This window comes from Nonomuraea polychroma (genome assembly GCF_004011505.1).
GTDB classification, from domain to species: domain Bacteria; phylum Actinomycetota; class Actinomycetes; order Streptosporangiales; family Streptosporangiaceae; genus Nonomuraea; species Nonomuraea polychroma.
The window spans coordinates 10,005,568-10,020,916 of record NZ_SAUN01000001.1 but is presented as its reverse complement, the minus strand read 5'-3'; the positions used below and the strand labels follow the sequence as shown (position 1 = coordinate 10,020,916).

Sequence of the window (15,349 nt, the reverse complement as noted above, 5' to 3'; positions counted from 1 at the left end):
AGATCCCCTATCTAATGAACAGGCTGCGAGCAGCGTCGTTGGCAACACCGAGCATGGACTCCGGGTAGAGCCCCACCCCTACGGTAACCAGCAGCGCGACGGCGATCACCGCCACGGTCCCCATACTGGGCACCGCGATCGCCGGGCCGTCGGCCGCAGGCTCGCTGAAGAACATCAGCACGATCACGCGCACGTAGAAGAACGCGGCGATGGCCGAGGCCACCACGCCCACGACGACCAGGCCGGCCATCCAGCCGCCCATCGAGTCGCCGGGCTGCGTCCCGCTGTTGAGCGCGGCGGCGAAGACGGCGTACTTGCCGAAGAAGCCGCTCGTCAGCGGGATGCCGGCGAAGGCCAGCAGGAAGAAGGCGAACACCCCGGCCAGGATCGGAGCCCGCTTGCCGAGTCCGGCCCAGCGCGACAGGTGCCCGGCCTCACCACCGGGATCGCGCACCAGCGTGACGATCGCGAACGCGCCGACCGTCGTGATGCCGTAGACCGCCAGGTAGAACAGGATCGCCTTCAGCGAGACCGCGTTCTGCTGCGCGGAGCCGAACGTGGCCATCACGCCGACGAGCAGGAAGCCCGCGTGCGCGATGGAGGAGTAGGCGAGCATGCGCTTGATCTCGGTCTGCGTGATCGCCAGCACCGAGCCGACGACCATGGTCAGCGCCGCGATGACCCAGATGACAGGCCGCCAGTTCCAGTCGAGGTTGCCCAGACCCACCCAGAACACCCGCAGCACGGCACCGACGGCCGCGACCAGCGTGCCCGACGCCATGAGCGCGGTGATCGGGGTCGGCGCGCCCTGGTAGACGTCCGGCTTCCATGCCTGGAACGGCGCCGCGCCGATCTTGAACATCAGGCCCACGCCGAGCAGCGCCAGCCCGATCATCAGCAGCGGGTCGAGGGCCGCGCCCGCCGACAGGGCCTGGTTGATGCCGGGCAGCGTGACGGTGCCGGCGTACCCGTAGACCATCGCGGTGCCGTACAGGAAGAAGGCCGAGGAGAAGGCGCCCAGCAGGAAGTACTTCATCGACGCCTCCTGCGACAGCAGGCGACGCCGGCGGGCCAGGCCGCACAGCAGGTAGAGCGGCAGCGACATGACCTCGAGGGCCACGAACATCATCAGCAGGTCGTGCGAGGCCGGGAAGAGCAGCATGCCGCCGACCGCGAACAGCACCAGCGGGTACACCTCGGTGTGCCCCACGCCGCCGCTCGCGACCTCCGCCTCTTCCTCGTCGGCGCTGCCCGGTACGGCCGCGGCCGAGGCGACGAAGTGGCCCTCGTCGTTGATCAGCAGGACGCACACGAACGACAGGACGAGAATGACGCCCCAGATGAACAGCGAAGGCCCGTCCACCGCGATCGCGCCCATGGCCGAGGCCTTCGTGGACACCTGGCCGCGCAGCACCTGCACGAGCACCAGCGCGAACGCGCCGAGCAGGCTCAGCAGGGTGAGCGGTACGTGGATCGCCTTACGCAGGTAACGCGGCGCGAACGCCTCGACGAGCACGCCGATGACGGCCGCGCCGAACACCACCAGCAGCGGCGCCAGCGTGCCGTACTCGATCGTCGGCGCTGGAATGGAGTTCACTGACCTGTCCCCTTCTCAGCGATGGTGGAGACCGGCACCTTCACGTTGGTCAGCGTCTGGTGCACGGACGGGTTGATCACGTCGAGCAGCGGCTTGGGGAAGAAGCCGAACCCGATGATCAGGGCGACCAGCGGGGCCAGCACCCAGACCTCGCGGGCGTTCAGGTCCTTGAACGCCTTGACCGGCTCGGCGGTCGGCCCGTTCATGACCCGCTGCACCATCCACAGGATGTAGACGGCCGCGAGGATCACGGCCACCGCCGACACGATCGCGGCGGCGGTCAGTGCCCCGGAGCCGTGAGCCTCCGTCGAGTACGTCCCGATCATGACCATGAACTCGCTGACGAAGGACGACAGACCGGGCAGCGAGAGCCCCGCCAGACCGGCGACCAGGAAGAAGCCCGCCAGCACCGGCGCGACCTTCTGCACGCCTCCGTAGTCCTCGATGAACGGCGAGCCGCGCCGGGCGATGAGGAAGCCCGCGGCCAGGAACAGCGCGCCGGTGGCGAAGCCGTGGTTGACCATGTAGAGGGCGGCGCCGGACTGGGCGACGTCCGACATGGCGAACACGCCGAGCACGATGAAGCCGAAGTGCGAGATCGACGTGTAGGCGATGAGCCGCTTCATGTCGTTCTGCCCGATGGCCACGATGGCGCCGTAGATGATGCTGATGACCGCCAGCACGACGACCGGCATCGTGAACGCCTTGGCCGCGTCCGGGAACAGCTCCAGGCAGAAGCGCAGCATGCCGAACGTGCCGACCTTGTCGAGCACGCCCACCAGCAGCACGGCGGCCCCGGCCGGCGCCTGCGCGGCCGCGTCGGGCAGCCACGTGTGCACCGGCCACAGCGGCGCCTTGATCGCGAAGGCGATGAAGAACCCGCCGAACAGCCACTTCTGCATGGTCGGGTCCTGGATGGCCCCGACCAGTTCGGGGAACATGAACGTGCTCTTGCCGGCCACGAAGTAGAGCCCGATGACCGCGACCAGCATGAGCAGGCCGCCGAACAGCGAGTACAGCAGGAACTTCACGGCCGCGTAGGACCGCTGGGCGCCGCCGTACGAGCCGATCATGAAGTACATCGGGATCAGCATCGCTTCGAAGAAGACGTAGAAGAGGAAGATGTCGGTCGCCGCGAAGACGCCGATCATCATCGTCTCCAGCACCAGCAGCAGCGAGAAGTACGTCTTCACCGACCGCTTGGGCGCGATCACCGTGCCGTCGGCGCTCTTGACGCCGTCGGCGTCGTGCCAGGAGGCCAGCACCACGATCGGCACCAGCACCGCCGACAGCGCGATGAGCACGAGGGCCACGCCGTCGACACCGACCCCGAACTTCACGCCGAAGCTGGGGATCCAGTTGTACTCGGCCACGAACTGGAACCGGTCGCCGTTCGGCTTGAACCCGGCGGCCATGACGCCCGTGAGCACCAGCACCAGCAGCGAGACCAGCAGCGTGACCTGCTTGGCCAGCTTGTCACTGCCCTTGGGGAGCAGGGCCACCACGATGGCGCCCACCACGGGCACCGCCATGAGTATCGGAAGCCAGGGTGACATCAGATGGTCCCAACGAGGAGCAGGGCGCCGGTCAGCAGGGCGGCACCGATGAAGATGGACAACGCGTACGTTCTGGCGAAGCCCGTCTGGATCCGCCGGAGGCGCCCGGAGCTGCCGCCGATGCCCGCGGCCAGACCGTTGACCAGCCCGTCGATGCCGCGGTTGTCGAAGAACACCGCGATCCGGGTCAGCCACTGGCCGGGACGCATGAACAGCGACTCGTTGAGCGCGTCACCGTAGAGGTCGCGCCGGGCGAACGTGGTGAGGAACGACCCGCGCGGCTGCACGGCAGGCACCTCGACCCGGCCGTACTTCATCCAGGCGTAGGCCGCGCCCACCGCGACGAGCGCCAGCGTGACGAGACCCGGCGTGCTGGTGAAGTGGAACTCCGGCAGCTGCGCGGGCAGTCCCACGGCCGGGCCCAGGAACTTCATGAGCGTGTTGCTCAGGATGAGGTAGCCGCCCAGGAAGACCGAGCCGATCGACAGGATGATCAGCGGCCAGGTCATGACCGCCGGCGACTCGTGCGGGTGTGCGCCCTCGGCCCACCGCTTCTCGCCGAAGAAGGTCATGAAGACCATCCGCGACATGTAGAAGCCGGTGATACCGGCGCCGAGCACGGCAAGCCAGCCCAGGATGGGCTGGTGGTGCACCGCGGTCTCGATGATGCCGTCCTTGGTGAAGTAACCGGACAGCAGCGGGAACCCGATGATCGCCAGATAGCCGACGAAGAACGTGAAGAAGGTGACCTTCATGTACTTGGCCAGGCCACCGTACTTCCGCATGTCGACTTCGTCGTTCATGCCGTGCATCACGGATCCGGCGCCGAGGAACAGGTCGGCCTTGAAGAAGCCGTGCGTGATCAGGTGACCGATCGCGAAGGCGTAGCCGGCCGGGCCGAGGCCCGCGCCCAGCATCATGTAGCCGATCTGCGACATCGTCGAACCGGCCAGGCCCTTCTTGATGTCGTCCTTCGCACAACCGATGATCGCACCGGCGAGCAGCGTGGCCGCGCCGACGATCGCCACCGCGAGCGCGGCGCCCGACCCCTCGGGGAAGAAGTACGCCCCGGACCGGACCACCAGGTAGACACCGGCGGTCACCATGGTCGCGGCGTGGATCAGGGCCGACACGGGAGTCGGACCCTCCATGGCGTCCAGGAGCCAGGACTGCAGCGGTAGCTGCGCCGACTTACCGCAGGCGCCGAGGAGCAGCAGCAGGCCGATGGCGAGCGTGGTGCCGTTCTCGGCCTGGATCGGCTTGAGCTCCGCGAACGACAGCGTCTGGTACGTCGTGAAGATGACGAACATGCCGACCAGCAGGCCGAAGTCACCGACGCGGTTGACGACGAACGCCTTCTTGGCCGCGACCGCCGCCGACGGCTTGAACTGCCAGAACCCGATCAGCAGGTACGACGCCAGACCGACGCCCTCCCAGCCGATGAACAGGCCCACGTAGTTGTCGGCCAGCACCAGCAGGAGCATCGCGGCCACGAACAGGTTCAGGTAGGCGAAGAACCTGCGCCGGTGCTCGTCGTGCGCCATGTAGCCGATCGAGTAGATGTGGATCAGCGAGCCCACACCGGTGATCAGCAGCGCGAAGCTGATCGACAGCGGGTCGATCAGCAGCCCCATGTTGATGTCCAGGTTGGGGATGAACTCATAGAGGTGCACCGCCCGCCGGCGCTCGTCCTCCCCGAACCCGATGAGCTCGAAAAATGCCAGCACCGCCACGACGAACGAGGCGAGGGACATGGCCACGCCCAGCAGATGGCCCCAGCGGTTCGTGAACCGGTTGAACACCAGCAGGATGAACGCTCCCAGCAGCGGGAAGGCGATCATCAGCCAGGCGTTACCGATCACGCCGCCGGTGTGCTGGGCGATCTGAGCGATTTCAGATTCCACCAGTCACCTCTTAGTACTTCAGCAGGTTGGCGTCGTCGACGGACGCGGACCTGCGGGTTCGGAAGATCGTCACGATGATGGCCAGGCCGACCACGACCTCGGCCGCGGCCACCACCATCACGAAGAACGCGATGATCTGGCCGTCCAAGTTGCCGACCTGCCTGGAGAAGGCTACGAACGCGAGGTTGCAGGCGTTGAGCATGAGCTCCACGCACATGAACACCACGATCGCGTTACGCCTGATCAGCACGCCCATGGCGCCGATGGCGAACAACAGGCCGGACAGTACGAGGTAGTGCGTCGTCATTTGTTCACCTCGTTGGTGGGCTGCTCGGCGTCCTGCTCCTTCGCCTCGTCGCGCGCGTGGATGTCGCGCTCTTCAGCGTCCTCCTCGGCCGTGTGCCTGATGGCCGCGGCGAGCCGGGGGTCGGCGGGCAGGTGGTCGTGCTCGACGTCGTACCGGGCGATGTAGCGGTTGACCGAGGACTCCGCGACCGTCCCGTCGGGCAGCAGCGCCGGCATGTCGATGGCGTTGCCGGTGGCGTACGTGCCGGGGCCCGGCAGCGGCGACGGGTGGTCGCCGAGGAACCTGGCCCGGGCCAGGTCCTTCTGCGTGGGCTTGTCGGTGAGTCGCTCGCGGTGCGCCAGCACCATCGCGCCAAGCGCCGCGGTGATCAGCAGCGCCGAGGTGATCTCGAACGCGAACACGTACTTGGTGAACAGCAGCAACGCGATCGAGCGGATGTAGCCGCCCGACGCCGTGGCCTGCGCCAGCCCGACCTCGGGAGCGAAGACCGCGTTGCCGACGGCCAGGATGATCAGCGTGGCGAATCCGATGCCGGCGAGCACTGCCCAGAAACGCTGTCCCCTGATCGTCTCGACGAAGGAGTCGGAGGAGTCCACGCCCACGAGCATGAGCACGAACAGGAACAACATCATGATGGCGCCGGTGTAGACGATGATCTGCACCGCGGCCAGGAACGGCGCGTCCTGCACCGCGTACAGGACCGCGAGGCAGAGCATCACCGTGCCGAGCATCAGCGCCGAGTACACGGCCTTCCGGTTGAAGACCATGCCGAGCGCGGCGCCGACGGACACGACGGCGAGCACCCAGAATGTGACGGTCTCACCCATTGGTCCGCCCCAGCCGGTAGTAGTCCTCTTCCGTCTCACCGAGCCGCATGGGGTGCGGCGGCTGCTCCATGCCCTGGGTCAGCGGCGCGAGCAACATCTCCTTGGTGTAGATGAGGCCCTCGCGGGTGCTGTCGGCGAGCTCGTACTCGTTGGTCATGGTGAGCGCGCGGGTCGGGCAGGCCTCGATGCACAGGCCGCACAGGATGCACCGCAGATAGTTGATCTGGTAGGTGCGCCCGTAACGCTCGCCCGGCGAGAAGCGCTCCTCCTCGGTGTTGTCCGCGCCCTCCACGTAGATCGCGTCGGCCGGACACGCCCAGGCGCACAGCTCGCACCCCACGCACTTCTCCAGCCCGTCCGGCCAGCGGTTGAGCTGGTGACGCCCGTGGAAGCGAGGAGCCGTCGGCTTCTTCTCCTCCGGGTAGTTCGTCGTGACGGGCTTCTTGAACATCGTATGGAAGGTGACCCCGAAGCCTTTGACGGGGTTCAGCCAATCAGTTAGTCCCACTGGGAATCTCCTTGTGCTGCACCCCGTGGTAGTGCGGCAGATCGAGCGGCGGCACCGGGAAGCCACCGGCCGTCGGCTCGTTGGACAGTTCCTCGAACTCGGCGTCGACCTGGGCTTTCTTCTCTTCCTTGCGTCGCTGGTTGACGGTGTCGAAGCGCATCCAGATGGCCAGAGCGGCGACCACGATGAGCAGGCCGAGGGCGACGTTGAGCACCCTGTTGTCCTGGTTGAGCATCACGTTGCGCACCCCGGCCACCAGCAGGATCCACGCCAGGTTGACCGGGATCAGCACCTTCCAGCCCAGCGACATCAGCTGGTCGTAGCGCACGCGCGGCAGCGAGGCCCGCACCCAGATGATGAAGCTGAAGGTCAGCACGAACTTGATGAGGAACCACAGGACCGGCCACCAGCCCGTGTTGGCGCCCTCCCAGAGCGAGATCGGGAACGGCGCCCGCCACCCGCCGAGGAACAGCGTCACCGCGATGCCGGAGGCGGTGAACGTGTGCAGGTATTCGCCCATCATGATCAGGGCGAACTTCAGCGACGAGGAGTATTCGGTCTGGAAGCCGCCGACCAGCTCGCCCTCGCCCTCCGGCAGGTCGAACGGGATACGGGCGGCCTCGCCGAACATGCAGACCACGTAGATCAGGAACGACGGGATCAGCAGCACCACGAACCAGGTGTCCTGCTGCGCCGCGACGATCTCCGAGGTGGACAGCGTCCCGGCGAAGATGAACACCGCCACGAACGACAGACCCATCGCGATCTCGTACGACACCACCTGGGCCGCCGACCGCAGGCCACCGAGCAGCGCGTACGGCGAGCGCGACGACCACCCGGCCAGCACCACACCGTAGACGGACACCGCGCCCATGGCCAGCATGAACAGCACCGCCACCGGCAGGTCGACCAGCTGCAGCGGCGTCTGCTCGCCGAACAGGTTGACGACCGGCCCGAACGGCACGATGGAGAAGGCCAGGAACGCCGGGACCACCATGATGACCGGGGCCAGCAGGTAGAGCACCTTGTCCACGGTCCGCGGGAAGAGGTCCTCCTTCAGACCCATCTTCAGGCCGTCGGCCACGGACTGCAGCAGGCCGAACTTGCCGGCCCGGTTGGGGCCGTAGCGGTTCTGCATCCGCGAGATCAGCTTGCGCTCGAACCAGACGCCGAACAGCACGCCCAGCATCAGGACGACGAACAGCATCACGGCCTTGATGATGTGGATCCACACCGGGTCGTCGCCGAAGTCGGCGAGGGTGGGATTGGCCGCGAGAACGACGTGGATCATGAGGCGCTCCCGATGGTGACGATGTCGCCGGCGACCGCGCGCAGGTCGCGCGTGACCGAGCAGCCGCCGGAGTTCGCCGGCACCCAGACCACGCGGTCGGGCAGGTCGGCTACACGCACCGGCAGCGTCACGTTACCGCCGACGACGAGCTTGTCGCCGTCGGCGACGCCCAGCTCTGCGGCCGTGCTCTCGGAGACCAGCGCTTCGGCGGTGCGGGCGGTGCCCGCGAGGTAAGGCTCGCCGTCCTGCAGCCTGCCGTCGTCGAGCAGCAGGTGCCAGGTGGCCAGCAGGGCCTGCCCCAGCTCGGGCACCTCCTGGGTGCGGGTCAGGGCGTTGGGGGCGCTGACCCGGCTGCCGCGCCAGGCTCCCAGGGCGGACAGCTCGCGCCGGGCACTCTTGGCGTCCGGCAGGCCCAGGTGCACGTCCATCCGGTCGGCGAGGTTGCCGATCACGGCCAGGTCGCTCTGCAGACCGGGAACCCGCAGCGGCGCTTCGAACGAGCGGCCGCGGCCCTCCCAGTTGACGAACGTACCGCCCTTCTCCTGGACGGCGGCGACGGGCAGGACCACGTCGGCGCGGTCGGTGACGGCGCTGGCGCGGATCTCCAGGCTGACGATGAACGGCGTGTGCTCGAGCGCGTCGAGCGCCGCCGCCGGGTCGGCCAGGTCGTATGGGTCGACGCCGGCCACGACCAGCGCCTCGATGTCCCCGTCGCGGGCGGCCGTGAGGATGTCCGCGGTCTCACGACCGGGGGTCGCGGGCAGCGAGGACACGTTCCACGCCCGGGCCACCTCGGCCCTGGCGGTCTCGTCGTCCACCGGGCGGCCGATCGGCAGCAGGTTGGGCAGCGCGCCGGCCTCGACCGCGCCGCGCTCGCCGGCCCTGCGCGGGATCCAGGCCAGCTTGCCGCCGGAGGCGGCGGCAAGGCGCACCACAGCGGACAGAGCGCCCGGCACGGTGGCCAGCCGCTCGCCCGCGAGGACGATCGTGCCCTCGGGCAGCGTGCCCACCAGGTCGCCGATCGCGTCGGCCTCGGCGCCGGGCACGGTGCGGATGAGCGTGCCGCCCACCTTCTCCAGGCCCGGGGAGGCGAACGGCGCGATCGAGCTGACCTTGAGCCCCTTCTTCATCCACGCCTTGCGCAGGCGCAGGAAGACGATCGGGGACTCCTCCTCGGGCTCGAAGCCGACGAGCAGCACGTGCGGGGCGTTCTCCAGGTCGCTGTAGCGGACCTCGATGCCCTTGCCGGCCACCGCGTGGGCCAGGAACTGCGCCTCCTCGACGGAGTGCGGCCTCGCGCGGAAGTCGATGTCGTTCGTGCCCAGCGCCAGCCTGGCGAACTTGGCGTAGGCGTAGGCGTCCTCGACCGTCACCCGGCCGCCGACCAGCACGCCCGCCTTGCCGCGGCTCTTGGACAGGCCCTCGGCGGCGACGGCCAGCGCCTCCGGCCAGGAGGCCGGCACCAGCACGCCCTCCTCGTTGCGGACCAGCGGCGTCTTCAGCCGGTCGGGCTGCGTGGCGTAGGTGAACGCCCAGCGGCCCTTGTCGCAGTTCCACTCCTCGTTGACCTGCGGGTCGTTGCCGGCCAGGCGGCGCGTCACACGGCCGCGCCGGTGGTCGGTGCGCTGCGCGCAACCCGAGGCGCAGTGCTCGCACGCGCTCGGCGTGGACACCAGGTCGAACGGCCGGGCGCGGAACCGGTAGGCGGCGCCGGTGAGCGCGCCGACCGGGCAGATCTGCACCGTGTTGCCGGAGAAGTAGGAGTTGAACGGCTTGCCGTCGGCCGTACGCACCTGCTCTTTGGCCCCGCGCTCGAAGAACTCGATGAGCGGGTCGCCGGCGATCTGGTCGGAGAAGCGGATGCAGCGCGCGCACTGCACGCAGCGCTCACGGTCCAGCAGCACCTGCGTGGACAGCGGCAGCGGCTTGGGGAAGGTGCGCTTCTGCTCCTGGAACCTGGACTCGCCGCGGCCGTTGGACATGGCCTGGTTCTGCAGGGGGCACTCGCCGCCCTTGTCGCAGACCGGGCAGTCCAGCGGGTGGTTGAGCAGCAGGAACTCCATCGCCGACCGCTGCGCCTTCTCCGCCACCGGCGAGGTCAGCTGGGTCTGCACGACCATGCCCTCGGCGACCTCGATCGCGCACGACGGCTGCGGCTTGGGGAAGCCGCGGCCGTTGCCCGCGTCGGGGATGTCGACCAGACACTGGCGGCAGTTGGCCGCCGGGTCCAGCAGCGGGTGGTCGCAGAACCTGGGGATCTGGATGCCCAGCAGCTCGGCGGCCCGGATGATCAGGGTGCCCTTGGGGACACTGACCTGGAACCCGTCGATGGTCAGGGTCACCAGGTTCGTTTCTGTTTCTACGACGGTCACTGCTCACCCCAGAGAGTGGACTTCTTCGGGTCGAACGGGCAGCCGCCGATCTCGAAGTGCTTGAGGTACTCCTCGCGGAAGTACTTCACGGAGGAGTGAATCGGGCTGGTCGCGCCGTCGCCCAGGGCACAGAACGAGCGACCGAGGATGTTGTCCGCGATGTCGGTGATCGTGGTCAGGTCCTCCTCGGTGCCCTGGCCCTTCTCAAGGCGCTTGAGCACCTGCTTGAGCCAGTACGTGCCCTCGCGGCACGGTGTGCACTTGCCGCACGACTCGTGGGCGTAGAACTCCGTCCACCGCAGCACGGTGCGGACCACGCAGGTGGTCTCGTCGAAGATCTGCAGCGCGCGGGTGCCGAGCATGGAGCCCTTCGCGCCGACCGCCTCGAAGTCGAGCGGCACGTCGAGGTGCTCGTCGGTGAAGATCGGCGTGGACGAGCCACCGGGGGTCCAGAACTTGATCTGGTGCCCGGCGCGGATGCCGCCGGCCATGTCGAGCAGTTCGCGCAGCGTGATGCCGAGCGGCGCCTCGTACTGTCCGGGGCGGGTGACGTGGCCGCTGAGCGAGAAGATGCCGAAGCCCTTGGACTTCTCGGTGCCCATGCCGGCGAACCAGTCGGCGCCGTTGGCGATGATCGAGGGAACACTGGCGATCGACTCGACGTTGTTCACGACAGTAGGCGAGGCGTAGAGGCCCGCCACGGCCGGGAACGGGGGCTTGAGCCGCGGTTGACCTCTGAAGCCTTCCAGCGAGTCGAGCAGCGCCGTCTCCTCGCCGCAGATGTACGCGCCCGCCCCGCTGTGCACCACCAGCTCCAGGTCGTAGCCCGAGCCGAAGATGTCGCTGCCGAGGTAACCCTTCTCGTACGCCTCCCGCACGGCCGCGTGCAGCCGCCTGATCACGTGCAGGACCTCGCCGCGCACGTAGATGAAGGCGTGGTTGGCCCGGATGGCGTAGGACGTGATGATGATGCCCTCGACCAGCGCGTGCGGGTTGGCCATCATCAGCGGGATGTCCTTGCAGGTGCCCGGCTCCGACTCGTCGGCGTTGACGACGAGGTAGTGCGGCTTGCCGTCGCCCTGCGGGATGAAACCCCACTTCATGCCGGTCGGGAAGCCCGCGCCGCCGCGGCCGCGCAGGCCCGAGTCCTTGACGGCCTGGATGACGGCGTCGGGGTCCATGCCCAGCGCCTTCTTGGCCGCCTTGTACTCGCCGTAGACGTCGAGGGTGAAGGAGTTGGGCTGGTCCCAGTTGGCCGTCAGGACCGGTGTCAACGTCGTGCTCATGCCTCGGGGGCCTTCCATCCGTTGGCCTTGGCGACCTTCAGGCCCTCCAGGGAGGGGCCGGCCGCCGACGGGCCGTCGCCGGCCTGGTCGTCGGGCAGGCCCGCGAGCACGCGGGAGGCCTCCTTGAAGGTGCACAGCTTCTTCGGGCCGCGCGTGGGCCGCACGTCCTTGCCGTCACGCAGGTCGTCGACGAGCTGCTTGGCCGACTCGGGCGTCTGGTTGTCGAAGAACTCCCAGTTGACCATCATGACGGGCGCGAAGTCGCAGGCCGCGTTGCACTCCAGGCGCTCCAGCGAGACCTTGCCGTCCGGGGTCGCCTCGTCGTGACCGACGCCGACGTGCTCCGTCAGCTCTTCCCAGATCTGGTCGCCGCCCATGACCGCGCACAGCGCGTTGATGCACACGCCGACGTGGTAGTCGCCGGCGGGCTTGCGCTTGTACATGGTGTAGAAGGTCGCCACGCCCGTGACCTCGGCCTTGCTGATGCCCAGCATCTCGGCGCAGAACTCCTGCCCGTCGTCCGAGACGTAACCGTCCTCGGACTGCACGAGATGGAGCAGCGGCAGCAGCGCCGACCGCGTCTTCGGGTAGCGCCCGATGATCTCCTTGGCGTCCCGCTCCAGACGCTCACGGATCTCCGGTGAGTAAGTCATGAGCGCACCTCCGGTGCCCTCATGACTTGATAAGCGCTGTGTCCAATTGTTCGCTCGCGGAGCTCGCTCACCTGTCCACACCTCCCATGACGGGGTCGATTGAAGCCACCGCGGCGATCACGTCGGCGACCTGGCCGCCCTCCGCCATCGCGGGGAAGCTCTGCAGGTTGCAGAAGGACGGCTCGCGGAAGTGCACGCGGTACGGCCGGGTGCCGCCGTCGCTGACCACGTGCGCGCCGAGCTCGCCCTTGGGGGACTCGATGCTGGCGTACGCCTGCCCGGCCGGCACCCTGAAGCCCTCGGTCACCAGCTTGAAGTGGTGGATGAGGGCCTCCATGGAGGTGCCCATGATGTGGGCGATGTGGTCGGGCGAGTTGCCGAACCCGTCGGGGCCGAGCGCGAGCTGCGCGGGCCAGCCGATCTTCTTGTCCTCGATCATCACCGGGTCGCCCTTGAGCGGACCGGCGATGCGGTCCAGGGCCTGCTCGATGATCTTGAGGGACTCCTCCATCTCCTTCATCCGCACGAGGTAGCGCGAGTAGACGTCGCAACCGCGCTCGGTGGGGACCTCGAACTCGTACGTCTCGTAGCCGCAGTAGGGCTGCGACTTGCGCAGGTCCCACGGCAGGCCGGCGGCACGCAGGATGGGGCCGGTGACGCCGAGCGCCATGCAGCCGGTCAGGTCGAGGTAGGCCACGTCCTTGGTGCGGCGCACGTAGACGGGGTTGGCGTCGAGGAGCTTGCGGATGTCCTTGATCCGCTTGGGCATCTCCTTGAGGAACTCGCCGACCTTGTCCACCGCGCCGGCCGGCAGGTCCACGCTCACGCCACCGGGGCGGACGTAGGCGTGGTTCATGCGCAGGCCGGTGATGTACTCGAACAGGTCCATGATCATCTCACGATCGCGGTACCCGAAGAGGAACGGCGTGGTCGCGCCCAGCTCCATGCCGAACGTGCCCATGGCCACCAGGTGCGAGGCGATGCGGTTGAGCTCCATCATCATCACGCGGATGGCCTGCGCCCGCTCGGGGATGCGGTCGGTGATGCCGAGCAGCTTCTCCACGCCCAGGCAGTAGGCGGTCTCGTTGAAGATCGGCGAGAGGTAGTCCATGCGGGTCACGAACGTGGTCCCTTGGGTCCACGTCCGGAACTCCATGTTCTTCTCGATGCCGGTGTGCAGGTAGCCGATGACGCCGCGGGCCTCGGTCACCGTCTCGCCGTCGAGGGTCAGGACGAGGCGGAGCACGCCGTGGGTGGACGGGTGCTGGGGGCCCATGTTGACGACCAGGCGCTCTTCTTCGGTGTCGCGCGCCCCGGCGACGACCTGGTCCCAGTCGCCGCCGTTGACCGAGTAGACCTTGCCCTCGGTCGCCTCGTCATAAGCGGTGCTCATGAGTAGCTTCTCCTCTGGTCCGGCGCGGGGATGGTGGCGCCGCGGTATTCGACCGGGATGCCGCCGAGCGGGTAGTCCTTACGCTGCGGGTGGCCGTCCCAGTCGTCCGGCATCATGATCCGGGTGAGCGCGGGGTGGCCGTCGAAGACGATCCCGAAGAAGTCGTACGTCTCCCGCTCATGCCAGTCGTGACCAGGGTAAACGCTCACCGTCGATGGAATGTGCGGGTCGGCGTCCGGTGCGCTCACCTCCAGGCGCACGCGCCTGTTGTGGGTGATCGAGCACAGGTGGTAGACGGCGTGCAGCTCCTCGCCCACCAGGTGGGGGTAGTGCACTCCGGACACGCCGAGCGACAGCTCGAAGCGCAGCGCCGGGTCGTCACGCAGCTTCTGGCACACCTCGACGAGGCGCTCGCGCTTGACGTGCAGGGTCAGCTCACCGCGGTCCACGACCACGCGCTCGATGGCGTCGTCGAGTGCCAGGGTGTCGACGATCTCGTCGAAGTAGCTCCCGTACGGGCGCGGCGTCGAGATCTGCGGCGCCCGGCGCACGACGAGGCCGCCGTAGCCGGAGGTGTCGCCGGTGTCCTGCGCGCCGAACATGCCGTGCCTGGCGACGGGCGCCTCGGGCACCGCGACCTCGGCGACTTCGGGGGTCTCGCCGCTGTCCGGGCTGCCGGGGAGGTTGTCGGGCGAGGTCACTTCACGGCCCCCTGGTCGATCAGCGGGAGCGTGCGCAGCGCCTGCAGCTCGAGCTCCTCGATCTGCTTGGCGCGGTGCGCGCCGAACTTCATGTTCTGGATCTTGTCGTGCAGCTTGACGATGGCGTCGATGAGCATCTCCGGCCGCGGCGGGCAGCCCGGCAGGTAGATGTCGACCGGCACGACGTGGTCGACGCCCTGCACGATGGCGTAGTTGTTGAACATGCCGCCGCTGGAGGCGCACACGCCCATGGAGATGACCCACTTGGGCTCGGCCATCTGGTCGTAGATCTGGCGCAGCACGGGGGCCATCTTCTGGGAGACGCGCCCGGCCACGATCATCAGGTCGGCCTGGCGAGGAGACGCCGAAGCGCGCTCCATGCCGAAGCGCGCCAGGTCGTAGTGGGGGCCGCCGGTGGCCATCAGCTCGATGGCGCAACATGCCAACCCGAACGTGGCCGGCCATACGGAGTTCTTGCGTGCCCATCCCGCGGCCGCCTCGACCGTGCTGAGGATGAACCCGCTGGGGAGTTTCTCTTCAAGTCCCATTTTCAGTCCCAGTCCAGACCCTTGCGGCGCCACACGTACGCGTAGGCGACGAGCACGGTGACGATGAACAGCAACATCTCCACGAGCCCGAACAGCCCCAGGCCGGAGAAGAGCACCTGACCGGCGTCGTTCGTCTCGGGCGCGAACGTGACGGCCCACGGGTATAGGAAGATGATCTCGATGTCGAAGACGATGAAGAGCATCGCCGTGACCATGTATTTGAGCGGGAACCGTCCGCCACCGACGGGCTGGGGCGTCGGCTCGATGCCGCATTCATAGGCGTCAAGCTTGGCGCGGTTCCAGCGCTTGGGGCCGGTGAAGGGAGCGATGGCGACCGAGAAGATCGCGAAGCCCCCCGCGAGAACGGCGAGCACCAGGATGGGCACGTAAAGGTCCATCGCTACGC

The 15,349-nt window shown here is 68.0% G+C and carries 14 protein-coding genes; all 14 read right to left on the bottom strand.

Annotation, left to right across the window (positions count from 1 at the left end):
- Positions 1-7: 7 nt before the first annotated feature.
- Positions 8-1,597, bottom strand: coding sequence for an NADH-quinone oxidoreductase subunit NuoN (gene nuoN, locus EDD27_RS46445; protein ID WP_127938912.1), 1,590 nt, complete (start codon positions 1,595-1,597; stop codon positions 8-10).
- Positions 1,594-3,153, bottom strand: a complete 1,560-nt coding sequence (locus tag EDD27_RS46440) for an NADH-quinone oxidoreductase subunit M (RefSeq protein ID WP_127938910.1) — start codon at positions 3,151-3,153, stop codon at positions 1,594-1,596. Before EDD27_RS46440 ends, nuoN begins: the two co-directional genes overlap by 4 nt.
- The gene (nuoL, locus tag EDD27_RS46435; protein ID WP_206642308.1) at positions 3,153-4,994 is read right to left on the bottom strand and encodes an NADH-quinone oxidoreductase subunit L; all 1,842 of its coding nucleotides are present in this window, start codon (positions 4,992-4,994) and stop codon (positions 3,153-3,155) included. Before nuoL ends, EDD27_RS46440 begins: the two co-directional genes overlap by 1 nt.
- Positions 4,995-5,067: 73 nt before the next feature.
- A complete protein-coding gene (gene nuoK / locus EDD27_RS46430) occupies positions 5,068-5,364 on the bottom strand; it encodes an NADH-quinone oxidoreductase subunit NuoK (RefSeq protein WP_127938908.1) in 297 nt (98 codons plus the stop codon).
- The gene (locus EDD27_RS46425; protein WP_127938906.1) at positions 5,361-6,191 is read right to left on the bottom strand and encodes an NADH-quinone oxidoreductase subunit J; all 831 of its coding nucleotides are present in this window, start codon (positions 6,189-6,191) and stop codon (positions 5,361-5,363) included. Before EDD27_RS46425 ends, nuoK begins: the two co-directional genes overlap by 4 nt.
- Complete coding sequence (gene nuoI, locus EDD27_RS46420) at positions 6,184-6,699, bottom strand: NADH-quinone oxidoreductase subunit NuoI (RefSeq protein ID WP_127938904.1); 516 nt, start codon at positions 6,697-6,699, stop codon at positions 6,184-6,186. The genes EDD27_RS46425 and nuoI overlap by 8 nt, the downstream gene beginning before the upstream one ends.
- Positions 6,686-7,990: an NADH-quinone oxidoreductase subunit NuoH gene (gene nuoH / locus EDD27_RS46415; protein WP_164904094.1), complete on the bottom strand. Its 1,305-nt coding sequence runs from the start codon at positions 7,988-7,990 to the stop codon at positions 6,686-6,688. The genes nuoI and nuoH overlap by 14 nt, the downstream gene beginning before the upstream one ends.
- Entirely contained in the window at positions 7,987-10,362 is a 2,376-nt protein-coding gene (locus tag EDD27_RS46410) for an NADH-quinone oxidoreductase subunit G (RefSeq protein WP_127938902.1), read from the bottom strand. The genes nuoH and EDD27_RS46410 overlap by 4 nt, the downstream gene beginning before the upstream one ends.
- Positions 10,359-11,648 (bottom strand): NADH-quinone oxidoreductase subunit NuoF, encoded by a 1,290-nt coding sequence (gene nuoF / locus EDD27_RS46405; RefSeq protein WP_127938900.1) that lies wholly within the window; start codon positions 11,646-11,648, stop codon positions 10,359-10,361. Before nuoF ends, EDD27_RS46410 begins: the two co-directional genes overlap by 4 nt.
- Complete coding sequence (nuoE, locus tag EDD27_RS46400; protein WP_277750808.1) at positions 11,645-12,382, bottom strand: NADH-quinone oxidoreductase subunit NuoE; 738 nt, start codon at positions 12,380-12,382, stop codon at positions 11,645-11,647. Before nuoE ends, nuoF begins: the two co-directional genes overlap by 4 nt.
- Complete coding sequence (locus EDD27_RS46395; protein WP_127938896.1) at positions 12,369-13,694, bottom strand: NADH-quinone oxidoreductase subunit D; 1,326 nt, start codon at positions 13,692-13,694, stop codon at positions 12,369-12,371. The genes nuoE and EDD27_RS46395 overlap by 14 nt, the downstream gene beginning before the upstream one ends.
- Positions 13,691-14,395 (bottom strand): NADH-quinone oxidoreductase subunit C, encoded by a 705-nt coding sequence (locus tag EDD27_RS46390; RefSeq protein ID WP_127938895.1) that lies wholly within the window; start codon positions 14,393-14,395, stop codon positions 13,691-13,693. The genes EDD27_RS46395 and EDD27_RS46390 overlap by 4 nt, the downstream gene beginning before the upstream one ends.
- On the bottom strand, positions 14,392-14,943 hold the full coding sequence (locus EDD27_RS46385) for a NuoB/complex I 20 kDa subunit family protein (protein WP_127938894.1): 552 nt from the start codon (positions 14,941-14,943) through the stop codon (positions 14,392-14,394). Before EDD27_RS46385 ends, EDD27_RS46390 begins: the two co-directional genes overlap by 4 nt.
- A 2-nt stretch (positions 14,944-14,945) precedes the next feature.
- The gene (locus EDD27_RS46380) at positions 14,946-15,341 is read right to left on the bottom strand and encodes an NADH-quinone oxidoreductase subunit A (RefSeq protein WP_127938892.1); all 396 of its coding nucleotides are present in this window, start codon (positions 15,339-15,341) and stop codon (positions 14,946-14,948) included.
- Positions 15,342-15,349: the final 8 nt, after the last annotated feature.